This window comes from Bacillus sp. ABP14 (assembly GCF_001831375.1).
Taxonomy (GTDB): Bacteria; Bacillota; Bacilli; order Bacillales; family Bacillaceae_G; genus Bacillus_A; species Bacillus_A paranthracis.
In genome coordinates this window covers 687,830-714,070 of sequence record NZ_CP017016.1, presented here as the reverse complement: position 1 = coordinate 714,070, position 26,241 = coordinate 687,830, and the positions used below count along the sequence as shown (strand labels likewise).

Here is a 26,241-nt window from a genome sequence, read left to right as displayed (position 1 = left end):
TATTTCTTGGGTATCCTGGTATAACTTTATTTATCTTAAAATTTTCACAATCGCATTTTTCTCTGGAAAATAGTTTACAATGTAATCAAGTTACAAATGATATTCACCTTAAAAAGTGTGCATTTGTGTCTATTTTTTAACAATATCTCAAAAACTATTGCCTTCTATAAATTAATAGGTTTATATTGTTTTATTGGCATAGTTTCAATCCAAGGAGAAAGGAGATTTTCAATCGTGCAACTAAAGAAAGCGTTTTGGAAGTTGGCTTCGCTTCTTCCGTTATCATTACTTCTGTTCCTCGGTGGCTGTGATAAAAAACTCGCAGTATTAAATCCGCAAGGACCTGTTGCAAAAGCACAGTATGATTTAATTGTTTGGTCATTCTTGCTTATGTCATTAATTATCGCAATTGTATTCATCTTGTTTACAGTCATCTTGATTCGTTATCGTGAAAAACCAGAGAATATGGACTATGAGCCACCTGAACAACACGGTAACACATTATTAGAAATCATTTGGACGCTTGTTCCTGTTATTATCGTTATCGCATTATCGATTCCAACAGTAAAAGCAACTTATGCTTCGGAAGAGGTTCCGAAAGAGTCCAAACATATTAAACCAGTGGAGATTTATGTTACATCTGCAAACTGGAAATGGTTATTCAGTTACCCAGAGGAAAAAATTGAAACCGTTAACTATTTAAACATCCCAGCTGGTGTACCAATTCAATTCAAACTGACTTCTGTCGGCCCAATGAATGCTTTCTGGGTACCAGAACTTGGTGGTATGAAGTACACAATGGATGGCATGATTATGGACCTTTATTTACAAGCTGACAAACCAGGTTCTTACCTAGGTCGTAGCGCGAACTTCTCTGGTGAAGGATTTACTCACATGGAGTTCGAAGTTGAAGCAAAAACTAAAGAGAAATATGACAAGTGGGTTAAAGAAGTACAACAAACTGCTCCTAAACTAACAGAAGATAAGTACAACGAAATTGTTAAACCTGGTGTAGTTGGTCGTATGACATTCTCTAGCCATCACTTAAGTTATGTAGATCCAAAATCACTTGAATATTGTGATTACAACTACTACAAAAACAAAAAATAATAGCTATAATTCCAACAGATTGGAGTGAACACAGTGAAGCTTGATGAATTCTTTGTCACAGGTGACCCGATTATTTACGGTGCAGACGCTTCTATCGTTCTTGTGACATTAGCAATCATTTTCGTACTAACTAAGTATAAAAAATGGAAATGGCTTTGGGACGAATGGTTAACAACTGTTGACCATAAAAAGATTGGGGCCATGTATATTATCTCTGCGGTTATTATGTTATTCCGTGGTGGTATGGACGGTTTAATGATCCGTGCACAGTTAACATTCCCTGAAACAACTTATTTAAACGCTGAACACTATAACGGAATCTTCACAACACATGGTACAGTTATGATTCTTTTCATGGCGATGCCATTCGTTATGGGATTAATGAACCTTGTAGTACCATTACAAATTGGTGCTCGTGACGTTGCATATCCGTTCTTAAATGCTTTAAGTTTCTGGTTATTCTTTGTCGGAGCAATGTTATTCAACATCGCTTTCGTAATCGGTGGTTCTCCAGACGCTGGGTGGACTTCTTACTTCCCAATGGCAGGTACAGAGTTTACTTCTGGTGTAGGAAATAACTACTACGCAATTGCATTACAGATTTCAGGTCTCGGTACGTTAATGACAGGTATTAACTTCCTTGTTACTATCTTAAAAATGCGTACACCTGGTATGACTTTAATGAGAATGCCAATGTTTACTTGGTCAATCTTAATTACAACGATTATCATTATTTTCGCTTTCCCAGTATTAACAGTTGCTCTTGCATTAATGACATTTGACCGTCTATTCGATGCTCACTTCTTTACGATGGCGAGCGGCGGTATGCCAATGTTATGGGCCAACCTATTCTGGGTATGGGGTCACCCTGAAGTATATATCGTTATTTTACCGGCATTCGGTATTTTCTCTGAAATCATTAGTACATTCTCACGTAAACGTCTATTCGGTTACAGTGCGATGGTATACTCAATGGTTGCAATTTCTTTACTAAGTTTCGTCGTATGGCTTCACCACTTCTTCACGATGGGTGCAGGTCCAGCGGTTAACTCATTCTTCTCGATTTCGACAATGGCGATTTCGATTCCAACCGGGGTTAAGATCTTTAACTGGTTGTTTACACTGTATAAAGGACGTATTCGTTTTACAGTTCCAATGCTTTGGTCATTGGCATTTATTCCAAACTTCGTAGTCGGTGGGGTTACAGGGGTTATGCTTGGTATGGCAGCAGCTGATTATCAGTACCATAACAGCTACTTCCTAATCGCTCACTTCCACTACGTATTAATCGCAGGTACAGTATTCGCTATGCTTGCTGGATTCACATTCTGGTATCCAAAAATGACTGGTCATATGTTAAATGAACGCCTAGGTAAATGGACATTCTGGATCTTTATGAGCGGATTCAACATCTGTTTCTTCCCAATGTACTTCTTAGGTTTAGACGGTATGACTCGTCGTATGTACACTTACTCTGAAAGTCTTGGATGGGGATGGCTAAACCAAATCGCATCTGTTGGTGCGGTAATGATGGGTATCGGCTTCCTACTTCTTTGCTACAACGTAATTTGGAGTGCTCGTCACGGTGAACGTGACACAACTGGAGATCCATGGGACGGCCGTACACTTGAATGGGCAACTCAATCTCCTGTACAACATTACAACTTCGCAAAACTTCCTGAAATCAAAGAAGCTGATGCTTTCTGGTACATGAAAAAACGCGGAGAAACAGTTACACCAGCAGCAGAAGACATCAAACCAATTCACATGCCAAGTAACTCTGGTGTGCCTATTATTGCGTCTGGATTCTTCGGTCTTGCAGGTTTCGCATTAGTATTTAGCTGGTTCTGGCTTGCAGCAATCGGCGGCATTGGTATTTTAGCTTGCTTAATCTATCGTTCATTCGATTACGATGAAGGTTACTATATTAGTGTTGATGAAATTAAAAAATCAGAACATGTAGCATGAGAGGTGAAATGATATGGCGGCTTTAGATAAAAGCTTACCTTTGGAATATCAATCCGAACAAAGCAGATTGAATATCCTAGGATTCTGGATTTTTCTTGGGGCTGAAATTATGCTGTTCGCAACACTTTTCGCCTCTTATCTAGTACTTGCTGGTCGTACGGCAGATGGCCCAACACCAGCACAACTGTTTGAACTTAAAACGCTTTTAATTCAAACATTACTACTTTTAACAAGTAGTTTCACATGTGGTATCGTAATTCACGAAATGCGTAAGCACAACCAAAAAGCAATGCTTGGATGGTTCGTCCTTACATTACTTTTAGGTGCAGGCTTCCTATTCTTCGAGATTGAAGAGTTCATTATGTATATTGGTGAAGGCGCAACAATTCAAACAAGTGCTTTCCTATCTGGATTCTTCGTTCTTCTTGGAACACACGGAGCCCACGTAACAGGCGGTATCATTTGGGCAATTTGTGTTATTATCCAAATTTTAAAACGAGGTTTAACACCAGTTACAGCTCGTAAAGTATTCATTATCAGCTTATACTGGCATTTCCTTGATTTAGTTTGGGTCTTTATTTACACACTAGTTTACTTGAACGGGATGGTGGCGTAAATGGGTCAAAATAACAATCAAGCAAACGGGCATGCGCATAGCGGATTCCCTTGGTCACACGTTTTCGGATTTATTTTATCGCTTGCACTAACGTTTCTAGCGCTATACGTGGCACTTTATACAAACCTGCCACTATCAACGATCTTAACTACCATTATCATAATGGCTGTTGCGCAAGCGTTGTTACAATTAATTATGTTCATGCATTTAAAAGAAGGAGAAGGAAGAGTTCAAGTTCTTACTATGATTTACAGTTTCTTCGTTGCAACTGCAACAGTTGGTTTAACTGTATGGATCTTCTTCTCAATGTAATGTACATGAAAAAGACTGCTGAGATTCCTCAGCAGTCTTTTTTTATTCCCTCCCCTATTACATCCACATTACGGAATTAACAACAGAATCATGAAAAATATACTTATTATGACAAATGTTAAGAAAACTCTTTCTTTATGAAATCGAATCCATATGCGTTGCTTTTCTACCTATTATATGGCTAAATAAGTACTATATTTATTTGAAGGGAGAGAACGCAATGGAACATCACACTTCTGTTCTATCACTTATGGTTGTCGTTGCAATCGCGTTTTTCGTTCCCCTTTTGTTACAACGCTTTAAATTAAAAGCACTTCCTGTCGTTGTTGCAGAAATCATCGCAGGAATCTTTGTAGGTAAAAGTGGGTTTAATATTATTGAGCCAGATATGTGGCTTCAAGTCTTATCGACACTAGGATTTATCTTTCTTATGTTTTTAAGCGGTTTAGAAATTGATTTTTCTATCTTTAAACAAAAAGGGAAAAAGAACACGACAAACGAACCAAACACATTCCAAGCAGCAAGTATTATCTTCTTATTTATTTTCATCTTATCTTATGCCCTATCACTACTATTTGTATGGCTAGGATTTGTAGATAATGCAATGTTTATGACTTTAATCATTTCAACAATCTCTTTAGGTGTTGTCGTACCAACATTAAAAGAGAATAACTTAGGAAAAACAGCAATTGGGCAAATCATTTTATTAGTCGCTGTTATTGCGGATTTAGTTACAATGATTTTACTCGCTGTATTCGTCGGATTAAATTCCGAAAGCGGCCAAAGCATGTGGCTTCTTCTTCTTCTATTCGGCGCTGGTATTGTTATTTACTTCGTTGCAAAACGTTTTAAAAACATTCCATACTTGGATAGCTTAAAAGCTGGGAGTGTACAAATTGATACACGAGCTGTTTTTGCACTCATCTTAATATTAGTTGGGTTATCTGAATCCGTTGGAGCTGAAAATATTTTAGGCGCCTTCTTAGCAGGTGTACTCGTATCATTATTATCACCAAATGAAGATATGGTTGAAAAACTGGATTCTATCGGATACGGTTTCTTCATTCCTATTTTCTTCGTAATGGTTGGTGTAAATTTAGAGGTTTGGTCTATTTTTAAAGAGCCTTCTAGTATGCTAATGATTCCAATTCTAATTGTAGGACTCTTTATCTCAAAACTGTTACCATCACTCGTTTTACGAAAATGGTATCCACGTAATATCGTACTGGGGAGTGCCATCTTATTAACATCGACACTTTCTTTAGTTATTGCAGCTGCACAAATTGGTGAAAAACTAGGAATCATTAGTCCAAGTTTATCTGCCTCCCTTATTTTAAGCGCAGTTATTACTTGTATTTTCGCACCTATATTATTTAAAAAGATGTTCCCAAAAGTGGAAACACCAAAACCAAAAGTTTCAATTATTGGTGCGAGCAGAATTACCCTTCCGTTATCACTTGATTTAAAACGAGAAGATTATGACGTAACACTATATATGATGCGTCAAAATAAAATAAATGATGAGGAAGCGAAATCGCACGACTTCCCTATTGTGAAATTAGATGACATCACAATTGCATCATTAACCGAACAAACAGCATTTCATGCAGACCGCGTTGTTGTTGCAACAAGTGATGATGAACAAAACTTACTATTAGCAGAACATGCAAAAGAACTAGGTGTTGAACATGTTATTGCAAGTGTAGAAGATCCGCTTCTACAAGAAAAAGCAACACAAGAACATATCGCCGTATTCTCAACAATTAACTCTACACGTATTCTATTACGTGCGCTAATTGATAAACCGAGTCTCGTTCGCTTAATTACAACAGCAAACGAAACAGTCCGTGAAGTTGAACTACGAAGCAATAAATATAACGGCGTTGCACTTCGTCGCCTTCCGTTTCTAGGTGATGTACTAGTCATTCAAATTTATCGTGGGAACAAAGCATTAATCCCGCATGGTGATACAAGACTACAACACGGTGACACATTACTTGTAACAGGCTCAAAAGAACATATCGATACACTAAAAAACATATTAGAATAAAAAAATGCCCCTCACATAATTGAGGGGCATTTTTTTCCATTTCATATGGTAAAATGTTACTATCACATATTATGAGGATGGATCACATTATGTCTATTGTAACTTTAGCTCTTTTATTATTAGCGGAAATACTAGGTGCCATTATTCTCATCGGTGTTAGTATTGAAATTTGTAGTTACGGATGGAAAAAATCAAATGGAATAAAATACTCTTGCCTCTTACTTTCACTCCTTCTCGGAACCGCTAGTATACTCGGACTTTTCGCCGCACCTGCCTATTTCTTTATACAATTAACAGAAAAAGCGTTATAAGAAAGGATGTTACTATGCTTACCGTGAAAAATATTGATGGATCTGAAACTTACGTATTACGTCAAAAAATTTTGCGCCCGAGTCAAACATTAGCAGATTGTAAATACCCTTCTGACTATGAAACAGATACCTTTCACTTAGGCGCATTTATAAACGATCAACTTATTAGTATCGCTTCTTTCTCAAAGGAAATGCATCCCGACTTACAAGCAGGTATGCATTATCGTCTACGAGGAATGGCCACATTGCCTGAGTTTCGAAACAACTACGCTGGAAGCTCCTTAATTCAGAAAGCAGAACAAATCTTACAAGAGCGTCGAGCAAATATGTTATGGTGTAATGGCCGAATTACTGTAGCTGACTATTACAAGCGCTTAGGCTTCCAAGAACATGGTGAAATCTTTGAAATTGAACCAATTGGCCTTCATAAAGTACTGTATAAAAGAATATAAGAAAAGCTTTCCGCAATACGGGAAAGCTTTTCTTATATTTCAATCTTCACTTTTTATCTTTTTCATATATATGTATATAAACAGACTAGGAACTAAAAAACAAGCAAACATAATAAGTCCTGTCATACTAATTTCCTTTATCGAAATATCTGGTGTGACAACGATACAAATAGCTACAATCCCAATAATAATACTTACCGGAATGAATAATAGTTTCATAAAATAGCTACGTGATACTCCGCCCGTATGCTCATACACTTGCACCGAGTTTTTTAAGTTTAAAAAGTTAATCCCTATTATCCCGCACATAAATATCATTAATAAATCCGAAACACTTTCATATCCTGCATCTTGCAAAACGTAGCGATAAAAAACAATACCTAGTATGACGATATTTTGTAAGATGAAAACGAGCCTAATATGCTTTAGCCCCTCAATCATTAAACGTTCATCTTTCACAATCCTCATCCCCTCACTCCTCTTCCTCCCAAAATAAATCATTTAATGTTTTGTCTACCGCATAACAAATTTTCAAACACAAATCTAACGATGGATTGTATTTCCCCTTCTCAATTAAACTAATCGTTTGCCTTGTAACACCTACTTTTTCTGCTAATTGTTGCTGTGTTAAATCTAACTGAACACGCGCGACTTTTATTTTACTTACAGCCATTCATGTTCCTCCTCCACCTTATTGTAACATATATATTCCATTAGGTAATTTATATTTTGCGTAACTACTTATAGTTTCACTTTATTATACACAAAAAAGGAGCCTCTCATAAGAAGCCCCCTCTCCTATATTATAAGAATAAATGACATCCAAATAAAATTGTAAATAAGTATAGTAATGGATGTACTTCCATCCCTTTCCCTTTCACAATTTTTAAGACTGGATACACTAAAAATCCAATTGCAATTCCATTCGCAATACTAGACGTTAACGGGATACCAACGAAAATTAAAAATGCTGGTAATGCATCTTCAAATTCATTCCAATTAATATCACGAATACTTTGTGCCATTAAACTACCGACAATAATTAATGAAGGAGCTGTAATAGCGGCTACGCTTGATAAAGAAGCAATAACAGGGCTGAAGAATGCCGTTATAATCGTTAGGCCGACTACTACAATACCTGTTAATCCTGTTTTACCACCTGCAGCAATACCAGCTGAAGATTCAATCGTCGCTGCTGTTGGGCTTGTCCCAAAGATAGAGCCTGTAGTACCGCCAATTGCATCCGCAATAAATGCTTTACCAAAACGTTTCTCTGTATTATCTGTAATTAAGCCTGCTTGTTTAATTAAACCGAGTAATGCTCCTGTTGTATCAAATAACAGTACAAGTAAAAATGAAAATACAACGCCATATAATCCGTATTCAATTACATCTGAAAAGGCGTTGATTGGATTTGAAACGATAATCCCCTCTGGTAAATGAGGCATCGCAACAATTTTATCCGTAAACTTCAGCTGCCCTGTAAAGAAGGCGATAATTCCTGTCACAATCATACTAATAAATAATGCACCGCTCACACGCAATGTCATTAATACCGCCGCTAAAATCAAACCAATTAAAGTTAAAATAACGGCTGGAGAATGGAAATCACCAATCGTAACTAAATTAGATGGATGATCAACGATAATTCCAGATAGACGTAATCCAATAAAAGCAATAAATAACCCAATTCCACCTGCAATTGCATGTTTTAAACTGTCAGGAATTGCGACAATTAGCTTTTGCCTAAATGAAGTGAAAGATAATAAAAGAAAAATGATACCTGTTACAAATACTGCTGAAAACGCAATGACATATGTAATCCCCTCTGCCTGTTGAACAACAGAATAAGCAAAATACGCATTCATTCCCATAGCTGGAGCAATAACAATTGGATAGTTAGCTAAAAACGCCATACATAGCGTCCCTACAACAGTCGCAATAATAGTTGCCGTAAAAGCTTGATCAAATGGTACACCTGCATCAGATAATATTTTCGGATTGATGACAAGAATATACGCAAATGTAAAAAAAGTTGTGATGCCAGCTAAAAGCTCTTGCTTCACAGAAGTGTTATATTTTTGTAATTGAAACATGGTTATGTACCCTTCCTACATCTGAATTATTATCACACATTCTTTTCTTACTAGTATGTGAGAAAATATAATACTTAATCTTAACAATCAATAAAAAGAAGAGTCAATATATTCGCTAATAGTTCGAATTTTAAGTTTAAGTCTGACAAGCACAGATGTAGTACAGTTAATAATGATTATTTTTGTAGCATAACAGATAGAAATGTTTTATAATTTGAAATAGTTAAATATTTAGTAAACGCATTCAAATATCGTTCACTCTACAAGGGGGATTCTTCTTATGCAGCACACAAACAAATCTGGAACTTTAAACCGAGGTTTAAAAGAAAGACATATTACTTTAATGTCACTCGGTTCAGCTATTGGCGTTGGACTATTTTTAGGATCTGCTTCTGCTATTAAACTAGCTGGCCCTTCTATTTTACTAGGCTATATGATTGCTGGACTCGTTATTTTTTTCATTATGCGAGCACTCGGAGAAATGGCAATCGAACAACCTGTTGCTGGCTCTTTTAGTAAATATGCATATGATTATCTTGGACCACTAGCTGGCTATATTACCGGTTGGAACTACTGGTTCTTATGGGTTGTTACTTGCATGGCTGAAATTACGGCTGCTGGCATTTACATGCAATACTGGTTCCCAGATATTCCGCGCTGGACTTGGGCATTACTCGCTCTATTATTAATGAGCGCTTTCAACTTCTTATCCGTAAAAGTATTTGGAGAACTTGAATTTTGGTTTGCTCTCATTAAAATTGTCACAATTATCTGTATGATAGTAGTTGGAGCTGGTATTATTTTATTTGGCTTCGGAAACGGCGGTATCGCTACTGGCATTTCAAACCTTTGGTCACATGGTGGCTGGTTCCCAAATGGTTTTTCTGGGTTACTACTCTCCATGCAAATGGTGTTATTCGCTTATTTAGGTGTTGAATTAATCGGTGTTACAGCAGGTGAAGCTCAAAATCCGAAAAAAACACTCGCAAAAGCAATTGATAACGTATTTTGGAGAATCTTACTGTTCTACGTTGGGGCTCTATTCGTTATGATGGCAATTTATCCATGGAACGAACTTGGTGAGAAAGGAAGTCCATTCGTATTAACATTCCAACAAATCGGTATCGCAAAAGCAGCAGGGATTATTAACTTTGTCGTATTAACAGCAGCTCTTTCTTCTTGTAATGGTGGTTTATTTAGTACAGGCCGTATGCTGTATACATTAGCTCAGCAGAAAAAAGCTCCTGAAAGATTCGGTCGTTTAAATAAAAATGGCATTCCAAGTCAAGGAATTGTAGCAACGGCAATCGTTTTACTCGTTGGTGTTATATTAAACTATCTTGTACCCGCAAAGGTATTTACATGGCTCACTAGTATTTCAACTTTCGGAGCAATTTGGACTTGGGGCATTATATTAGTCGCTCAAATCAAGTTCCGTAAAAGTTTACCTGCGCAAAACAAACAAAAGTTATCGTATAAAATGCCTTTATACCCATTAAGTTCATATTTCTCACTTGCTTTCCTTGCACTCGTATTATGTATAATGGCGTATTCAGAAGATACAAGGATTGCATTAATTGTTGGACCAATTTGGCTTATCGGTTTAGCTGTCGTGTATTACATGAAAGGTTTTCATAAAATTGATGAAACACCTAATTCAAAAATTAGTTAAACAAAACATCCCTTCCTTATTACTTGGAAGGGATGTTTTTATATCTATATAAATATTTCTCAACAAAATTCACGGTATTTTTACAATTTTTTAATATTTTTTTATGTTTTCCGTCTTTATTTTTACAGAAAAATAAATTACATTATTAAAGCACATATATTTATTATTAGGGGGATTCTTCTATGAAGAATAAAAAATGGATTACATTTTCTTTAGCAACAGCAATTACACTAAGTATAGGGGCTTCTTTCATACCATCTACTTATGCCGAAAGCTCTGTAGACCCAGCTCCTGAAATTGCTGCAAAAGTTGTAAATCAAAACAATGGGAAGAAAGTATTATTCGATAATACACACGGTCAAACGGCTGGGACTGCTGACTGGGTTATTGATGGTGGCTTTTCTGATTTCGGAAACGGCATTGCCCAAAACGGATATCATGTAAAAGAACTACGTAAATCAACACCGATTACATACGAAGATTTAAAAGGCTATAATGTGTTTATCGTTCCAGAAGCAAATATTCCTTACAAAAAATCTGAACAAGATGCTATGTTACAATACGTGAAAAATGGCGGTAGTATCTTCTTCATTGCCGATCATTATAATGCAGATCGTAATAAAAATCGTTGGGACTCTTCTGAAGTATTTAACGGATATAGACGCGGTGCTTGGGATAATCCAGCAAAAGGAATGTCTAACGAAGAAGCTAATTCACAAGCTATGCAAGGAGTAGAAAGCTCTGATTGGCTATCTGACAACTTCGGTATTCGATTCCGCTATAACGCAATCGGCGATGTTTCCGCTAAAAATATTGTATCACCTGAACAATCATTCGGAATTACAGAAGGGGTTTCATCTGTAGCAATGCATGCTGGTTCTACTTTAGCAATTACAAATCCAAAACTAGCAAAAGGACTTGTTTATCTTCCAGAAAACCCAGCAAAATGGAATAACGCTGTTGATAGCGGTGTGTATAACGGCGGTGGTGTTGCAGAGGGTCCTTATGCTGCTATCGCAAAAGTAGGACTTGGAAAAGCTGCCTTTATTGGAGACTCTTCTCCTGTTGAAGATGCTACGCCAAAATACGTTCGTGAAGACTCTGGCCAAACAAAGAAAACTTACGATGGATATAAAGAAGAAAACGATGCGATTTTACTAGAAAATATCGTAAATTGGCTATCGAATAAAGAAACATTTACAAGTTTAGACCAAGTAAATGGTTTACAACTTGATTTACCTACCACTTTACAAACATTTGAACAACCAAGCTTATCAACTGAGCCACAACCTGAACCTTGGAGTGCGCCAAATGCAGGTTATCAATGGTTTAATACAAATACTTTTAAACCTGGTTCATATGGCTATAACGGTGCAGTAACAGCAAATGACTACGTAGTTACACACCCTAGCACTCTACCAAACAATGAAGTGTTCCAAATCAAAATTCAAGTAAATAACTTATTACCAAACACAACATACAATAATTATTCTTTAGGTATATTCACTACTGGCGGTACACAAGTAGCAAAAGTTCAAAATACAAACGGCACTTGGCCATCTACTTTCGGATATAGTAGTGCATTTTCTTTCACAACAAACAGCTTAGGTTCTGCTGAAAAAATTGTGAACGTACAAATCGATCCAAATACGACTGGACAAGCAACACTTCGTCTACGTCAAAATACAACAGCGAAATATAGTGAGACTGTAACGATTAATAAGAAATAATGAAAAAGGCAATCCGGATATGGATTGCCTTCTTCTCATTTCTCTTCTTTTGAGAAAAACATTCTTGAAATAACGATGCCTATACTTCCTACGATTAAGAATAACACTGCCCTAATCATCATTGAAACTTCTGGTAAGTCTAGAAGGAATAGCTTTCCTATCGTTACGACTAACACGACTAAGCCGGCATATAATATTTCATTCATATTTTTATTCCGGCCAAGCCAAACTGCAAATAATGCATACACCATCCATAATAACGATACAGATACACTTATTATGCTTCCATCTGTGGACAAAACTTCACCGATTCTAGTAATTGTAATAAATACAATCACCATAAACCAATAGAGTGCTATAGAATACACATACTTGCCAAAGCTCGCTAATACATCTTTCGCTTGTCTCATGCAATAATAGAGCGTGCCAATTAAAATAAGATGAGCAACAAAGCCTGCCGAAATAAATTGATCAAACGGGCTAAAAATAGTCTGTATCATTCCAATTGCGTAAACCGTCGCACTAACATACAATTTTATCTGTTGTTTTACTTTAATAGAAGTCACCATACCGAGGAAGCCTTGTAATAATAGTACAATCGCTGCATTCACTAAACTATACTCATATAAAATCGCTAAACTAAAGGCCCCCATTGCGAAACCAAATAAAAGATTGGTAAATGTAGAATGTCTATTCTTCCTATATTCAAACACGAACATAATAGCATGCACGAGTGCACTTATCATTAATCCCCATGTTGTAAATTCATGTATTTTTGAAATGGCTAATATAAAGAAGACTGCATTCGCACTAAATATCGCCAAGCGTGGCTCTACTATAAAACTTCTCTCCGTAAACATATGCCAAAATAATAGTAAGTGAATTAAACCATAAACTACTGTTAACTGGACTTGCAAATCCTCTACTAACATTGACATAACAGCAAAGAAGACAAAAAGAACAATAGCAGCAACAGCATAAGAAATCATATATAAATACTGATAACGATTTTTCAACGCATACCATAATAAGCTAAGTGTTAATATCGTCTCATATCCAAAGAAAATATACGGATTTGGAGTCGTACTATTTAATAAGAACGGCACGAAGAAAGCTCCTACCGCTACAAAGATAGTAAGATATTCCGATTGATACCTCTTCGCTATATAAATACCTAAAATGACCCATGCGATATTACATACAAACGCGACACTCGCTGGAATAAATCCATATAAATAATGTGCCGCAAATGTCGTTAAAACTATACCCGTAATACTTCCTCCTGCTAATACTAACCCTAACGCTTGCCGCTCACGTTTAATTTGAATATCCCCTATATAATAAAAACCGATTGATAGGACAATACCAAACACAATTCGTATTACTGGTGTTAATAATCCCGCATCTACCCCTGCTTTAAATAACCAAATTACTCCAAGCAACATAATACCGACAAATATGCGCGGTAACCACGTTTGGCAAAACTTAATAATATTAAATGGTTCTCGTTTAAACGCAGATATATCCACTTGTTTTACCTCACGTTCTTGCACAGGCTCTTTTATTGTAACTACTTCTTCTTTTTGTTTTTCCTCCGTCACTGTTTCAATATATTCTTTCTTTTCCGTCCTAACATGTTGCTGAGCATTTTCTACTTCTATTTCTCTTTGTTTTGCTTTCAATTCCAAAAGTGCTTCTTGAATCGTTTCAATTGCTGTTTCGAGTGCTTCTATTTTCTTGTTCAAATCCTCCTTCATGTGCTCCCCCCTCATCATCCGTTCAAAACCTATATATTACCAATTACCTTTATCATACTCTTAGTCTATTCATTTTCAATACTATTTTTCCAAAAAAAGAAAGGTGTTTTCCGAAATAGGAAAACACCTTTTACTCATTTCTTCTTATTTAGAACACTACTCACGATAACACCAATACAAGCACCTATAATAGCTGGAACAATCCACCCAACACCTTCCATATAAAACGGAATGTACTTTAATACTGATGTCCATTGATTCAACATTACATTTTTATTGAAAATATCAACTGCACTAAACACCGCTACAATTCCAACAGTTACTGTATATACGTATGCATACTTCTCAATATACTTATGGAGCAGCCCTAAAATAATAAGCGTTAATGCAACTGGATAAATAAATCCAAGAATCGGTACTGATACTTTTAAAATTTGTGTTAATCCTAAATTAGCTAAAATCATACTAACAAAACTTAAGATAAATGCCCACACTTTATACGCTACTTTTGGAAATGCACTTGCGAAAAATTGACTACAAGATGTAACAAGTCCGATTGAAACACATAAACACGCGATCGTAAAAATAAGACCTAATAAAACGACCCCGCCTTGTCCAAATAATGTAGTCATCACTTGCGCTAACACTTGTGCACCATTATCAAATTTCCCCAATGAGCCACTCATTGAACCGACATATCCAAGTATGACGTAAATAATAGATAATAATAGTCCCGCTCCAATTCCAGCAATACTCATATATTTCGCTAACCCTTTATCATCTTCAATACCTTTTGCACGAAGAGCATTGGCAATAACAATCCCGAAAATTAAAGCTGCTAATGCATCCATCGTTAAATACCCATCTAAAAACCCTTGGAACATAGGAGCTTGTCCATAATTTCCAGCAGCCTCTTTCACACTACCTACTGATGTAAACATGCTTTTTATAAAGATAAGAGCAATCATACCTAATAATAACGGTGTTAAAACTTTTCCGAACAACCCCATTAATTTAGACGGTGATAAACTTAACCAGTACACAATACTAAAGAAAATAACTGTGTAACATAATAAGACTACGCTACCCGCTTCCGGAAATAGCTGACCCGGTCCCATTTCAAAAGCTAGACTTCCTGCACGCGGAATACCAAGGCCTGGTCCAATAAATACATACACGATACACGGAAAAATAATGGCGAATGAAGAATGAACTCTACCCGCTAGCGTTTGAAAACTTCCTGCTTTTGCAATCGCAATAACTCCCAATATCGGAAGACCTGTTGCTGATATAATAAACCCTACTAATGAAATCCACACATGTTCTCCTGCTTCATACCCAAGGAAAGGTGGAAATATAAGATTCCCCGCTCCAAAGAACATCGAGAATAACATAAGACTAATAAGTAAAATTTCTTTTTTCTGTAACAATTTCATTTCTTTCTCCTTCTTTAATTTCATCTTTTATGAAATCAATTTCACATATAAAAAAGTGCAATAAACCGCTTCCTTACAAAGAAAACATAGTCCATAGTCTAACATAAAAGAAACACTCATTCTATAGCTATATCCCTTTTCCAATTTCTTCTGAAAAATCAACCTTTATTGACTTATAATAGTTAATAAAGTAAAATATTAAATATAAAAAATTATTAACTTTGTTTTTGTTTGTGTCAGGAGGAAAATAACATGGAATCAGCGATACAACTAGAAAGAGAACAACAAAGAAAAAAGAAACATCCTCCAGGTTTATACTTACTCTTCTTTACAGAAATGTGGGAAAGATTTAGTTACTATGGATTACGAGGATTATTAACATTATATTTAACGACAGCTTTAGTAAGCGGTGGTCTTGGGTTTAGTCCTGCATGGGCACTCTCCATTTACGGATTTTATACTGGAGCCTGTTATTTCACACCAATGATTGGTGGATACTTAACAGACCGTTTTCTAGGTAGACGAAAAGCGATCACAATTGGTGGTATAACAATGGCAATCGGTAACCTTACACTATTTGCCTTGCAAAACCAAGTCGGCCTATACCTCGGATTAGCGCTTATTATTATCGGTAATGGATTCTTCAAACCGAACATCTCTACACTGGTTGGGGAATTATACGAAGAGAACGATCCAAAACGTGATAGTGCATTTACCATTTTCTATATGGGTATTAACGTCGGATCATTTTTAGCTCCACTCGTTTGCGGATTTTTATCAGAAAATTTATTCAAAACAACGGTTGATGGCGTTGTACATTACGGATTCCGTTACGGTTTCTTAGCCGCTTCAATCGGAATGATCATTGGACAAATTTTATTTACAACATTATCAAATCGCTTCCTTGGTGATATCGGTAAAAAACCAACTCGCGATTTACAAACAACAGATGGACAACCATCAGTTGGAGATACACCGTTAACAAAAAAGGAAAAACAACGTACTGCAGTTATCGTCATTTTAACATGCTTCGTTGTCTTCTTCTGGGCTGGCTTCGAACAAGCTGGTAGCTCATTAACATTATATACAAACAAATTTGTAGACCGTTCTGTGTTCGGATGGGAAGTTCCAACATCTTGGTTCCAATCGGTCAATCCATTATTTATTATTTTACTCGCTCCAGTCATTTCAGCATTATGGGCAAAACTTGCAACTCGCAAGCGTGGAGATTTAAAAATCCCAACTAAAATGGGACTTGGTATGATCTTGCTCGGTATCGGTTATATCATTCTCGTTATCGCTACATTAAAAACAGGTAGTGATGAACATAACATTACAGAAAAAGCAAACTTACTATTTATCGTCTTTACGTATCTTTTCCATACGTTAGGTGAGCTATTCTTATCACCTGTTGGACTATCAATGGTTAGTGCACTTGCCCCAGTAAAACTTGCTTCTTTATTAATGGGAGTATGGTTGGCAAGCTCAGGTATCGCTAACATTTTAGGCGGACAACTTGCAAGCTTCACAACTTCACTTGGATATGCTGAAGTATTTACAGTAATTGGCGCTGTAGCAATCGTTTTAGGTTGTGTTTTATTATTAATTTCTAAGAAGTTAGTAAAATGGATGGATTAAAAAAGATGAGGGATTTCCCCTCATCTTTTTTATTTCTTCGCCTTCATTCCTACTAAATCACCAGCAACAACATAACGTTTAGAATTATCTTTCACAGATACACATGTAATTAGTGTTATTTCATCTTTCCCGTGATCCTCAACAACTTCCCATTTATCAGGAGTTACTTCAGATACACCAGTAACCACATATTCATATTCATTTTCATTATCATACAAATAAATTTTATCGCCTTTTTTTAGAGACGCTATATCACTAAATAAAACACCTTTTTTAGACATGTTATGTCCTGCTAATGCGTAATTACCTTTTCCCATTACTTGATTTTCTTTTACTGTTGCTGCACCTGATAATAGATTTTTCTCAGTAGAAGACTTTAAAACAGGAAGTTCTAATGAAACACTTGGAATCGAAATACGACCAATTACTTGTTTCTTATCTAAAGATGCGTTCGCTACTTCTGCCAAGTCTGGTTGATTAATTTTCGAAGCATCTACAAATTCCGTCTCATGTTTTTCATAATCCATCTTTTGGACAGCCTGTACATTTTCAGTTTGTTTCTTTTCAGCTTGATATCCATCATAAAATGGCTTGCCGATTAATACACCACCTACAACAAATAGGAGGATTGCTACTATACTATAAATTCTTTGCTTATTCATATACAATTCCTTTCCGTTACAAAATCTTACTCTATTTAAAATGATAAGATAATATTGCTATATGTACAAGTATAAGCTGAAAAGAAACCTTCTTGCCGGTGCAAGAAGGTTTCTTTTTAAACGATTTTATTTCGATATAAAGATACGTGGAAAATTGTCATTTGAATAAAGAAAATACTAAATGCAATATATATTGGATATGCAGGAACATATAGATTAGCAATTGGAGAAAGCGTTAAAAAACCAACCGCACAAGGCAACACGTACCATAGTGACATAAATGTAGTACGACAAGCCTTTTCTGTAATTGTCTTTTCCCGCTCGTCTTCTTGAGGAAATAATAGTGGAAACATCCAATATGATAGCTCTTTATATTTTTTCTTTTGAATTTTATAAAGAACAGTCGATACAATACCAAATATTAAAAGCAATCCTATTGGCATTAAACTCACCGAAACTTCAAATGGTACCCTCTTCGTTTGAATAAAATTCGCAACTTCGATAGTAAAATAATACAACTCAATAAATGCCCAACCTGCTAATACCATTAAGAGTACATTCAACATATAGGAAAATACAAGTCTATTCATCCTCTTCCCCCCTCCTTATTTAAAACAAACACATCTTCCATCTTGAGCTCGAATACATCGCAAATCGTAAGTGCTAATAACAAAGAAGGAACATAATCCCCTTTTTCAATTGCCGCGATTGTTTGTCTCGTCACTCCAACCTTTTCTGCTAATACACTTTGCGAAAAATTAAACCGCGCTCTTAATTCCTTCACTCTATTTAAAATGGTCAAATTTACCACCTCTCATTTACATTGTATGCTAACCTTAACAAAATGTAAACTCAACTTAACATTATTTTCACAAAAAAATCCAACTTTACGTATTGTAAAGTTGGATTACATATTAATTTAAAATTTTAACTTTAACTGTTCTTCTACCCCATTCATTAGCTTGAGCTGAATTTGGCATTAATAAATCAATGATATGCCCTTTTATTGCACTACCAGTATCTCCAGCAATTGCAGTTCCATATCCTTCTACATATACAGTAGAACCTAATGGGATAACAGATGGATCTACAGCAATTAATTTCATGTTTGGATTTGCAGTTAAATTATGTCCTAACTTAGATTTTACAGTTTCACCCGGTTTATAGCCATTTTCAGATGGATCAGCTGTATAAGCCGTTGCTGTTACGTAAAATTCTTTTCCACCTTGAGCTGGTTTCGTATCAGGCTTAGACTCTGTTTCTGTATTTTTCGCTACAGCAACAGGTTCCGCTGGTTTACTAGCTTTTTCCTGCTTTTGCTTTTCAGCAATTTCCGCTTGCGCTTTCGCTAAAGCTTCTTGCTCAGCTTTTGCAGCTGCTTCTGCTTTCGCACGCTCTTCCGCTGCAATTCTTGCTGCTTCTTGCTCACGAGCAATTGTTTCTTGTACTGCTTTCATGTTTGATTCGATTTTAGCTTTTTCTTCTGCTGCTAAATTAAGTTGGCTTGCAACCTGATTATATTTAGCTTGAACTGTTTGTAAGTTAGCTTGACGCTTTTTCAAGTTATCTTGCAAATCAGCTTGTGCTTTTGCTAATTTTTGTTTGTCTACTACTAAAGATGCTTCTTTTTCGTCAATTGTTTTCTTGTCTGCTTCAATTTGACGAAGATCTTGTTCCTGTAGACGTAAAATTTCTTTATCAGCTTCTAAAATAGTAGAAACTGCGTTCATACGTTGTAAGAAATCTGCAAAGTTTTTTGACTCTACTACAACTTCTACTACTAAACTTGTATTTGAACTGTTTTGAACAGAAACCATACGTTTTCTCATAATATCTTTACGAGCAAGGACTTTATCCTCTAAAACGACAATTTCTTCCTTTTTTTGTTCAATCTGCTTATGTGTTTCATCAATTTTACGTTGAATAGCAGCTTGATCCTCTTTATTTTTTGCAATTGTATTATTTAAATTATGTAGTTCGTTTTCGATACCTTGAATTTCTTTACTAACAGCTTGCTTCTCTTGCTCTTTCTTTTGCATTTCTGCATCGTTTTGCTGCAATTGCTGTTGCATGTTGTTAAGTTTCTCGTCGTTTGACTCTGCTTTAACAGCGACTGTACTAGAAAGACCTATAATTCCTGCTAATACTAGACTACTGATTCGCTTAAAATAGTTCATAATCCGACTCCCTTCTTATACAGTTATACATGATTTATTTTACAGTTTGTTTACAATACCATTAAATACAGTTTATTTTTCATGACGAAAAAAAGGGAATTATGCATAAAATGTAATAGATTCTTAAATATTTAACAATTCCTATATTTAAAAATTATAAAAGATGCTAAAATCCAAATATAGAGAAAATATAACTTCTAAAGGCGGTTGAAATAAATATATGTTTACTCAAAAGAAATCACTCCAACATAAAATTGATCAATTAGAAAATCGTATACAAGAACTAGAAGCAGAATTAAAACAAAAGGATATCGAAAAACAAGAGACTATTTCTTCTATCCACGATCGTGTACAAAGCGTTGTTCAAGAACATAAACTTGTAAATAACCAGCACAATACACTTCAAAATTTAGTTCAACAATTAAGCTCATGTTTCGAAAATGTTTCAACACGCACTACACATTCCAATGAATTGAATAACGAAATGTTACAAAAAGAACAAAGCTTAATTCAATCTATTGAAGAAATTATTGATTGTTCTAACGAAGGAAAAGAATCTGTTCATCGTTTACTTATTGTAATTAATAAATTAGGTGAACAATCCCAGCGCACGTCTAATAGTATGAATCATTTAAGTGAACGCTCAAAAGAAATTGAGCAAATTGTAGAAGTCATCCAAAACATTGCAGCACAAACAAATTTACTTGCTTTAAATGCAAGCATTGAAGCTGCTCGTGCTGGAGAACACGGTAAAGGGTTCGCTGTCGTTGCCAATGAAGTAAGAAAACTAGCAGAAAGTACCGCTGAAAGTACAAAAAACATCGGCAACTTAACGAAAAAAATTCAAGAAGAAATTGAAAAAGCATACGATAATACAAAAGATAATTTGCATTTAGTCGATGAAGGTGTAGAAATGAGTGCCGATACAAACGCTAGAATCGAAAATATTTTAATTATGATTCAAACGTTACAAAACGGTGCTACTAATGTTATTAAAGCTATTGAAAACCAAAAAACTTGTAATGATGATATATTACGAGAATTCGCTAATACACAACAAATGTTCCAAAAGTTAAATACTACTATTATGAATCACATTCATGATGCTGAGAAAGTCGATGTTCAATTAACGAAAAGTCTTGAAGAAACAGTAGTTTCTCATTAATAATAAAAATCCCTTATACTGCTATAAGGGATTTTTATTATATTTCGAATATTTATTTCTTCTCAATATTCATCCGTATCTTTGTTATAATGGACAAGTTGTTTCTTTCGACTATTAAACAAGGAGGTTATTATGGAACAATTTCACTACATTTTAAAATATTTAATTCTTGGTCTGTTCCAAGGACTAACAGAACCGATTCCGATTTCTTCAAGTGGTCACCTCGTTTTAGCACAGCATTTGCTAGGACTAAAAATCGAAGGGTTTAGCTTTGAACTACTTGTTAATTCAGCTTCATTATTAGCTGTATTACTTATTTATAGAAATGATTTAATTCGTCTAACAAAGAATGGTCTATCTTATATATTTACAAGAGCAGAAGATGCAAAATCAGATTTCTTCTTTATTATTTACCTTGTTATTGCGACCATTCCAGCAGGTGTTATTGGTGTTTTATTTAAAGATTACATCGATCAGTACTTAAAAGGTGTGAAAATGGTTGGGATTTCCCTTCTTATTACCGCTGTCGGACTTTGGATTATTAGAAACTTGCGTGGACGTAAAAATGATGGCGATCTTTCTATGAAAGACGCAATTATCGTCGGATTAGCACAAGCTTGCGCACTAATTCCTGGAATAAGCCGATCAGGTGCAACAATCGTAGCAGCGATGTTACTTGGTATGAAGCAAGAAACGGCTCTTCGTTTCTCATTCTTACTATATATCCCTGTTAGCTTAGGTGGTTTATTACTAAGTATTACAGACATTGCAAAAGATCCAAATCTAGACACATTATTCGTACCATATGTCGTTGCATTTATCGCAACATTTATTATGACGTATATTTCGTTAAAATGGTTTATGAACATTATGGCAAAAGGAAATTTAAAATATTTCTCTTTCTATTGCATTATCGTAGGTGTACTTACTCTTATTTTCTTATAAGGTGAAACTTACAAATCAAAAAGCGAGTCATTCTATTACACTAGAACGACTCGTTTTTTTATGCATATACTTTCTTTTCTTGACAATACAAACGAATAACATGTTTATTTTGTTGAAATACATCATGCGTTAGGCGGATAATAATAAAATTTCGTTTTATTTGATCATCATGAACAAAAATCTGTTCTCCCTCTTGAAAACGCCATGCACTTTCAAAAGTTGTAATATGATCCCCACTTACAGAAAAAAGCTCATATCGCATATTTTGTACCCTCTCTCAACTTATAATAATCATAATATCATTATATTAAATTTAGTATAACTTAATTCCGTTGAAATTTGTAATTTTTTCTATTTCGAAATATTTTAATTTTGTTTTACGCTTCTTTTAACGTTATAATGATAAACGAATTTTCATTGAAAGGAGCTTCATTTTGACTGCATATATATTTCCAATAAAAACAGCATTTATTTTATTTCCTATTTTAGCAATGTTCCTCTTAATACCTTTTTTAATATTTAACTACCGAAAGTACGGTTATTTAAATAAATGGCGTTCATTTATTTTGTACTCATTATTACTTTACTTATTAAATGCCTATTTTCTTGTGATTTTGCCGTTACCACAAACATATGATACTTGTAGCCTACAACCGGCTAATACACAACACATGCAACTATCACCATTTTATTTCATACAAGAAATTAGTAATCATACTTCGGCAATTTTAACGAAACCAGCTACTTATTTCTACCTATTAAAAGAATCTGCGTTTTTACAAGTAGCATTTAACGTTCTATTAACCGTTCCATTCGGTATTTACTTACGGTATTATTTCCGACGTAGTTTCTTACAAACAATTTGTATTTCTTTTTGTCTTTCACTCTTTTTCGAGCTAACACAAGTGACTGGACTATACGGTATATACAATTGTGCGTACCGCTTATTTGATATAGATGATCTGTTTTTAAATACATTAGGCGGCGTAATCGGCTTTATCATTGCACCAATTTTTACGTACTTCCTTCCGAAAGCAAGCGAATTAGATAGTCATATTGATTTGGAAACGAAACCAGTCGGATTCGTTCGTCGCTTTATCGCGATGCAAATTGATTGGATTTTCTTATCCATCGTTGTACCTGTCATTAAAAACAAAGGAAATTCTTTCTTTGTTTCTAATATTCAATCTTACACGAACATATACGAACTCATTTTCATAACGTGTTCGATCTTTATTTACTTTATTATCATTCCATACTTTACGAATGGAAAGACAATCGGTAAAGCATTGCTTCGTATTTACGTGAAAGGACAATCAGATCGTATTACGTTGAAGGAACTATTCATCCGTTATGGTATATTCTATTTCGTTTTAGGTGGAATCAATTATATTCTTTCTAGTAGCTCTATCTTAAATCTTAAAGAGCCTTTAGTATTAGTAGTTATATTATTATTCCAACTCGTAATTAACGGTCTATTTATTATTCATGTTTTATTACATGTATTTAGTCGTGATAAGTTACTATTTTACGAGCGAATTAGTCAAACAAGAAATGCGATCGTACTAAAAAAAGCTGACAAGTAATACTTTGTCAGCTTTTTTTCATAATCGTAAATAACTTTTCTGTGTAAGGATTTGAAAACATTTCTGCTTCATCTAATAATTTCCTCACCTTTAGAAACGAATGCAATTCTGGATATATATTTTGTAATTTTTCGTACATTAACGTATGCATTTTCCCCCAATGCGGGCGTCCCTCATACTTTAGAAAAATTTTCTCCACCTCACCAAAATAAGCAGCATACTTCATACCTTTATACATATGAACCGCTATATACGCAGAATCTCTTCCATACGCTGGACTGAGCCATATGTCATCCCTTTTCACATAACGGCATTCAATTGGGAAGTGCACTTTATACTTTTTCTTTTCAATAAGGTTTGAAATTTCTTCTACAACCGCCTGCATATACTTTGCAGGAACACTATACTCCATTTCATAAAATGGAACCGCACGCGATGTAGCAAATACTTCATAACTCGGACCAATTATTTTTGTATTCGGTACAGCTTTAGCCGATAATCGACTTACTCCTTTACTTATAGAAGGAAACCATTTACATCCTTTAGATAACAAAGAAAACATCTTATTTTCTAGTAACTCTACTTTTAGTTTATGCCATTTCAAATCACTTTTTTTGCCCGTTGTTTCGTTTGTAACTTTCACCTGCACTTCATCTGAATAAGGAAAAACAAAAAATTCAAAGTGGCGATTCTTCTTATATTCTTCTAGCTTGTTCATTACAGTAGATAATGACTGTTTTTCACTTTTATAAACGAGTGAATAGGCTGGAATAACCTTCAGTTTTATTTTTACAATGATACCTAACATTCCAAGCGACAACTGAAAAGCTCTCCAATATTGTACATTCTCCGTTTCCGAACAAACCATACTCTCACCTGTAGATAAAACTGCCGTAATCTCTATAACTTGTGTTGATAAACTTCCAAAGGTAATACCCGTTCCATGCGTCCCCGTACTAATCGCTCCTGCAATTGATTGTGAATCAATATCCCCTAAATTTTCTTGCGCATAACCTTTTTCTGCAAGTAACTTCCCTAAGTCATGTAACTTTGTTCCTGCCCATACTTCGGCAATCATCTTCTCCGTATCAATATTCACAATTCCCTTCAATTCATCTAAAGAAACTAAAATTTCTTCCGTTTGCACAAGAGGTGTAAACGAGTGTCCTGAACCGACAACACGAATTTTCTTCCCTTTCTTTCGCGCAAGCTCTATAACTTCTACTACATCTTGTATACTTTCTGGATACATCGTATAATGCGGTGTTCCTTCTACATTCCCTGTCCAATTTCTCCATTTCTGTCCCTTTATAGAAAGCATTGGCCATCCCCCCGATATGTTGAATACTCCCCAACAATCTCTCCTTCTTTCACACGATATAAAAATGGAAACCGCTCACATAATTCGCCAGCTTTACTATGACGAAATAAGATAGAATCTCCTATCTCTACTCGTTCCTCACCGTTATAAAAAATCGGTGTTTGCACTTCACCAGCGCCTTCTAAAGCTAATAGTTTCGCACCATTCGGCCTCCAAATCTCAGGTTCTTTATCTTTCCCAATTGCGCCTGAGGCAATATATCCACCACCTAGACAAGTGTAAATTGTTGGGGCTGGTTTACGCACAACTGGTAAAGCAAACCCGACAGCTGGATGAAATTGCACCTCTTTATAATAATCAAACAGCTTCGGGGCATAAAAAGCCGAACCTATTGTAATCTCTGAAACTGAATGATCTTGCTCAGTTGTTTTTATACTTCCTGTGCCTCCCCCATTTACGAATCTTAGTTCAATACCCATATTTTGTATTTCTTTTACGATATGTCCTCTTCTTTCTTTAACTTCTAACACTGATTTCTTCTTTAAATGTGAAATCACTTTACTTTTCACTCGTTGATTCGGTATGCGATCTCCTACCCCAGCAATTTGGGCTTCATATCCCATTACACCATCTAGTATTAAAAATAATGATTCTTTCACCCTTTCTACTATTTTCAAAGTACCTTGCACATCTTTTACCGGTGATCTTTTGACACCAAAATGAAACTTAAAAAAACGGCTGCTCATATCAATATCTAAACAAACACGAAAACATCCTTTAGACTTCTCAGCAATTTTTTCTAAATAAACAATATGATCTTCACAATCCACCATACAAGTTATAATGAGCCCTTGCTTTGTTAGCAAACTTATTTCATGTAACGCTCTTTCATCATAAGCAGGATATCCGAGCAATAAATCATTGAATCCTTGTTCAATTAAAAATAAAGCTTCCCTAGGTGAAAAACACATAATACCTTGAAATCGTTCATTTGCAGCTAAAATCTTTTGCATAACCGGAACAGAACGTAACGATTTACTCGCTATACGAATCTTCTTATTGCCACTTAATTCTATAATCAATTGAATATTTCTATCTAAAGCTACTTCATCCAAAAATGCACACGGTAATGGAACTTCTTTAAAAATTCCTCGATCCACATATTTCTCTCCTCTTCTCTATATGTCTTATACATATTGGAAAGAAAGTTGGAATCTCCTCTACAAAATAAAAAAGT

At 35.3% G+C, this 26,241-nt stretch carries 24 protein-coding genes and 1 pseudogene; 13 read left to right on the top strand and 12 right to left on the bottom strand.

The window, feature by feature from the left end:
* The first annotated feature begins 234 nt into the window (after window positions 1–234).
* The 7 genes from BGI23_RS03625 to BGI23_RS03595 all read left to right on the top strand — a co-directional run bounded on the left by BGI23_RS03625 (window position 235) and on the right by BGI23_RS03595 (window position 6,819).
* Window positions 235–1,110 carry a cytochrome aa3 quinol oxidase subunit II gene (locus tag BGI23_RS03625; RefSeq protein WP_001176167.1) on the top strand — a complete coding sequence of 292 codons (876 nt, stop codon included), beginning with the start codon at window positions 235–237 and terminating at the stop codon, window positions 1,108–1,110.
* 33 nt (window positions 1,111–1,143) lie between these two features.
* Window positions 1,144–3,078 carry a cytochrome aa3 quinol oxidase subunit I gene (gene qoxB, locus BGI23_RS03620; RefSeq protein WP_000762372.1) on the top strand — a complete coding sequence of 645 codons (1,935 nt, stop codon included), beginning with the start codon at window positions 1,144–1,146 and terminating at the stop codon, window positions 3,076–3,078.
* A 13-nt stretch (window positions 3,079–3,091) separates the two neighbouring features.
* Window positions 3,092–3,694, top strand: coding sequence for a cytochrome aa3 quinol oxidase subunit III (gene qoxC / locus BGI23_RS03615; protein ID WP_000729317.1), 603 nt, complete (start codon window positions 3,092–3,094; stop codon window positions 3,692–3,694).
* Window positions 3,695–4,006: a cytochrome aa3 quinol oxidase subunit IV gene (gene qoxD, locus BGI23_RS03610; protein ID WP_000531380.1), complete on the top strand. Its 312-nt coding sequence runs from the start codon at window positions 3,695–3,697 to the stop codon at window positions 4,004–4,006.
* 220 nt (window positions 4,007–4,226) lie between these two features.
* The gene (locus tag BGI23_RS03605) at window positions 4,227–6,056 is read left to right on the top strand and encodes a monovalent cation:proton antiporter family protein (RefSeq protein WP_029437498.1); all 1,830 of its coding nucleotides are present in this window, start codon (window positions 4,227–4,229) and stop codon (window positions 6,054–6,056) included.
* A 53-nt stretch (window positions 6,057–6,109) separates the two neighbouring features.
* A complete protein-coding gene (locus tag BGI23_RS03600; protein WP_011040011.1) occupies window positions 6,110–6,367 on the top strand; it encodes a DUF4022 family protein in 258 nt (85 codons plus the stop codon).
* A gap of 14 nt (window positions 6,368–6,381) precedes the next feature.
* A complete protein-coding gene (locus BGI23_RS03595; RefSeq protein WP_000958641.1) occupies window positions 6,382–6,819 on the top strand; it encodes a GNAT family N-acetyltransferase in 438 nt (145 codons plus the stop codon).
* A 39-nt stretch (window positions 6,820–6,858) separates the two neighbouring features.
* Here BGI23_RS03595 and BGI23_RS03590 read toward each other — a convergent pair whose 3' ends face one another.
* The 3 genes from BGI23_RS03590 to BGI23_RS03580 form a co-directional block, all read right to left on the bottom strand.
* The gene (locus BGI23_RS03590) at window positions 6,859–7,287 is read right to left on the bottom strand and encodes a hypothetical protein (RefSeq protein ID WP_070805245.1); all 429 of its coding nucleotides are present in this window, start codon (window positions 7,285–7,287) and stop codon (window positions 6,859–6,861) included.
* A gap of 4 nt (window positions 7,288–7,291) precedes the next feature.
* The gene (locus tag BGI23_RS03585) at window positions 7,292–7,492 is read right to left on the bottom strand and encodes a helix-turn-helix transcriptional regulator (RefSeq protein ID WP_000301181.1); all 201 of its coding nucleotides are present in this window, start codon (window positions 7,490–7,492) and stop codon (window positions 7,292–7,294) included.
* 130 nt (window positions 7,493–7,622) lie between these two features.
* A complete protein-coding gene (locus tag BGI23_RS03580; protein WP_000487209.1) occupies window positions 7,623–8,915 on the bottom strand; it encodes an NCS2 family permease in 1,293 nt (430 codons plus the stop codon).
* Between the two features lie 280 nt (window positions 8,916–9,195).
* Here BGI23_RS03580 and BGI23_RS03575 point away from each other — a divergent pair, with 280 nt between their 5' ends.
* Both BGI23_RS03575 and BGI23_RS03570 read left to right on the top strand, forming a co-directional pair.
* Complete coding sequence (locus BGI23_RS03575; protein ID WP_070805244.1) at window positions 9,196–10,587, top strand: amino acid permease; 1,392 nt, start codon at window positions 9,196–9,198, stop codon at window positions 10,585–10,587.
* A gap of 182 nt (window positions 10,588–10,769) precedes the next feature.
* Window positions 10,770–12,317, top strand: a complete 1,548-nt coding sequence (locus BGI23_RS03570; RefSeq protein WP_029437495.1) for a DNA-binding protein — start codon at window positions 10,770–10,772, stop codon at window positions 12,315–12,317.
* A gap of 35 nt (window positions 12,318–12,352) precedes the next feature.
* Here BGI23_RS03570 and BGI23_RS03565 read toward each other — a convergent pair whose 3' ends face one another.
* Both BGI23_RS03565 and brnQ1 read right to left on the bottom strand, forming a co-directional pair.
* Complete coding sequence (locus BGI23_RS03565) at window positions 12,353–14,074, bottom strand: DUF2339 domain-containing protein (RefSeq protein ID WP_070805243.1); 1,722 nt, start codon at window positions 14,072–14,074, stop codon at window positions 12,353–12,355.
* A 134-nt stretch (window positions 14,075–14,208) separates the two neighbouring features.
* Window positions 14,209–15,510: a branched-chain amino acid transport system II carrier protein BrnQ1 gene (gene brnQ1 / locus BGI23_RS03560; RefSeq protein ID WP_070805242.1), complete on the bottom strand. Its 1,302-nt coding sequence runs from the start codon at window positions 15,508–15,510 to the stop codon at window positions 14,209–14,211.
* A gap of 252 nt (window positions 15,511–15,762) precedes the next feature.
* Here brnQ1 and BGI23_RS03555 point away from each other — a divergent pair, with 252 nt between their 5' ends.
* Complete coding sequence (locus tag BGI23_RS03555) at window positions 15,763–17,148, top strand: peptide MFS transporter (RefSeq protein WP_000443147.1); 1,386 nt, start codon at window positions 15,763–15,765, stop codon at window positions 17,146–17,148.
* 29 nt (window positions 17,149–17,177) lie between these two features.
* On the opposite strand, the gene BGI23_RS03550 is transcribed toward BGI23_RS03555, so the two are convergent.
* The 4 genes from BGI23_RS03550 to BGI23_RS03535 all read right to left on the bottom strand — a co-directional run bounded on the left by BGI23_RS03550 (window position 17,178) and on the right by BGI23_RS03535 (window position 19,987).
* On the bottom strand, window positions 17,178–17,810 hold the full coding sequence (locus BGI23_RS03550) for a class A sortase (RefSeq protein WP_070805241.1): 633 nt from the start codon (window positions 17,808–17,810) through the stop codon (window positions 17,178–17,180).
* 116 nt (window positions 17,811–17,926) lie between these two features.
* On the bottom strand, window positions 17,927–18,400 hold the full coding sequence (locus tag BGI23_RS03545) for a DUF2178 domain-containing protein (protein WP_070805240.1): 474 nt from the start codon (window positions 18,398–18,400) through the stop codon (window positions 17,927–17,929).
* The gene (locus BGI23_RS03540) at window positions 18,397–18,612 is read right to left on the bottom strand and encodes a helix-turn-helix transcriptional regulator (RefSeq protein ID WP_070805239.1); all 216 of its coding nucleotides are present in this window, start codon (window positions 18,610–18,612) and stop codon (window positions 18,397–18,399) included. Before BGI23_RS03540 ends, BGI23_RS03545 begins: the two co-directional genes overlap by 4 nt.
* 112 nt (window positions 18,613–18,724) lie before the next feature.
* On the bottom strand, window positions 18,725–19,987 hold the full coding sequence (locus tag BGI23_RS03535) for a 3D domain-containing protein (protein ID WP_070805238.1): 1,263 nt from the start codon (window positions 19,985–19,987) through the stop codon (window positions 18,725–18,727).
* 661 nt (window positions 19,988–20,648) lie between these two features.
* On the opposite strand from BGI23_RS03535, the pseudogene BGI23_RS28905 reads away from it, so the two are divergent.
* Window positions 20,649–21,152: pseudogene (locus tag BGI23_RS28905) on the top strand (methyl-accepting chemotaxis protein); the annotation flags it as partial.
* 132 nt (window positions 21,153–21,284) lie between these two features.
* On the top strand, window positions 21,285–22,097 hold the full coding sequence (locus BGI23_RS03525) for an undecaprenyl-diphosphate phosphatase (protein ID WP_000434544.1): 813 nt from the start codon (window positions 21,285–21,287) through the stop codon (window positions 22,095–22,097).
* Between the two features lie 58 nt (window positions 22,098–22,155).
* On the opposite strand, the gene BGI23_RS03520 is transcribed toward BGI23_RS03525, so the two are convergent.
* Window positions 22,156–22,359: a hypothetical protein gene (locus BGI23_RS03520; protein WP_001268330.1), complete on the bottom strand. Its 204-nt coding sequence runs from the start codon at window positions 22,357–22,359 to the stop codon at window positions 22,156–22,158.
* Between the two features lie 172 nt (window positions 22,360–22,531).
* Between BGI23_RS03520 and BGI23_RS03515 the strand changes: the two genes are divergently transcribed.
* The gene (locus tag BGI23_RS03515; protein WP_000127970.1) at window positions 22,532–23,683 is read left to right on the top strand and encodes a VanZ family protein; all 1,152 of its coding nucleotides are present in this window, start codon (window positions 22,532–22,534) and stop codon (window positions 23,681–23,683) included.
* A gap of 7 nt (window positions 23,684–23,690) precedes the next feature.
* Here BGI23_RS03515 and BGI23_RS03510 read toward each other — a convergent pair whose 3' ends face one another.
* A complete protein-coding gene (locus tag BGI23_RS03510) occupies window positions 23,691–25,004 on the bottom strand; it encodes a D-arabinono-1,4-lactone oxidase (protein ID WP_070805236.1) in 1,314 nt (437 codons plus the stop codon).
* The gene (locus BGI23_RS03505; RefSeq protein ID WP_070805235.1) at window positions 24,992–26,164 is read right to left on the bottom strand and encodes an amino acid deaminase/aldolase; all 1,173 of its coding nucleotides are present in this window, start codon (window positions 26,162–26,164) and stop codon (window positions 24,992–24,994) included. The genes BGI23_RS03510 and BGI23_RS03505 overlap by 13 nt, the downstream gene beginning before the upstream one ends.
* Window positions 26,165–26,241 lie beyond the last annotated feature (77 nt).

Excerpts from the sequence above, each read along its gene's own strand:
- qoxC (WP_000729317.1), top strand. The coding sequence starts at position 3,092 with ATGGCGGCTTTAGATAAAAGCTTACCTTTGGAATATCAATCCGAACAA.
- qoxD (WP_000531380.1), top strand. The coding sequence starts at position 3,695 with ATGGGTCAAAATAACAATCAAGCAAACGGGCATGCGCATAGCGGATTC.
- BGI23_RS03605 (WP_029437498.1), top strand. The coding sequence starts at position 4,227 with ATGGAACATCACACTTCTGTTCTATCACTTATGGTTGTCGTTGCAATC.
- BGI23_RS03600 (WP_011040011.1), top strand. The coding sequence starts at position 6,110 with ATGTTACTATCACATATTATGAGGATGGATCACATTATGTCTATTGTA.
- BGI23_RS03595 (WP_000958641.1), top strand. The coding sequence starts at position 6,382 with ATGCTTACCGTGAAAAATATTGATGGATCTGAAACTTACGTATTACGT.
- BGI23_RS03590 (WP_070805245.1), bottom strand. The coding sequence starts at position 7,287 with ATGAGGATTGTGAAAGATGAACGTTTAATGATTGAGGGGCTAAAGCAT.
- BGI23_RS03585 (WP_000301181.1), bottom strand. The coding sequence starts at position 7,492 with ATGGCTGTAAGTAAAATAAAAGTCGCGCGTGTTCAGTTAGATTTAACA.
- BGI23_RS03580 (WP_000487209.1), bottom strand. The coding sequence starts at position 8,915 with ATGTTTCAATTACAAAAATATAACACTTCTGTGAAGCAAGAGCTTTTA.
- BGI23_RS03575 (WP_070805244.1), top strand. The coding sequence starts at position 9,196 with ATGCAGCACACAAACAAATCTGGAACTTTAAACCGAGGTTTAAAAGAA.
- BGI23_RS03570 (WP_029437495.1), top strand. The coding sequence starts at position 10,770 with ATGAAGAATAAAAAATGGATTACATTTTCTTTAGCAACAGCAATTACA.
- BGI23_RS03565 (WP_070805243.1), bottom strand. The coding sequence starts at position 14,074 with ATGAAGGAGGATTTGAACAAGAAAATAGAAGCACTCGAAACAGCAATT.
- brnQ1 (WP_070805242.1), bottom strand. The coding sequence starts at position 15,510 with ATGAAATTGTTACAGAAAAAAGAAATTTTACTTATTAGTCTTATGTTA.
- BGI23_RS03555 (WP_000443147.1), top strand. The coding sequence starts at position 15,763 with ATGGAATCAGCGATACAACTAGAAAGAGAACAACAAAGAAAAAAGAAA.
- BGI23_RS03550 (WP_070805241.1), bottom strand. The coding sequence starts at position 17,810 with ATGAATAAGCAAAGAATTTATAGTATAGTAGCAATCCTCCTATTTGTT.
- BGI23_RS03545 (WP_070805240.1), bottom strand. The coding sequence starts at position 18,400 with ATGAATAGACTTGTATTTTCCTATATGTTGAATGTACTCTTAATGGTA.
- BGI23_RS03535 (WP_070805238.1), bottom strand. The coding sequence starts at position 19,987 with ATGAACTATTTTAAGCGAATCAGTAGTCTAGTATTAGCAGGAATTATA.
- BGI23_RS03525 (WP_000434544.1), top strand. The coding sequence starts at position 21,285 with ATGGAACAATTTCACTACATTTTAAAATATTTAATTCTTGGTCTGTTC.
- BGI23_RS03520 (WP_001268330.1), bottom strand. The coding sequence starts at position 22,359 with ATGCGATATGAGCTTTTTTCTGTAAGTGGGGATCATATTACAACTTTT.
- BGI23_RS03510 (WP_070805236.1), bottom strand. The coding sequence starts at position 25,004 with ATGCTTTCTATAAAGGGACAGAAATGGAGAAATTGGACAGGGAATGTA.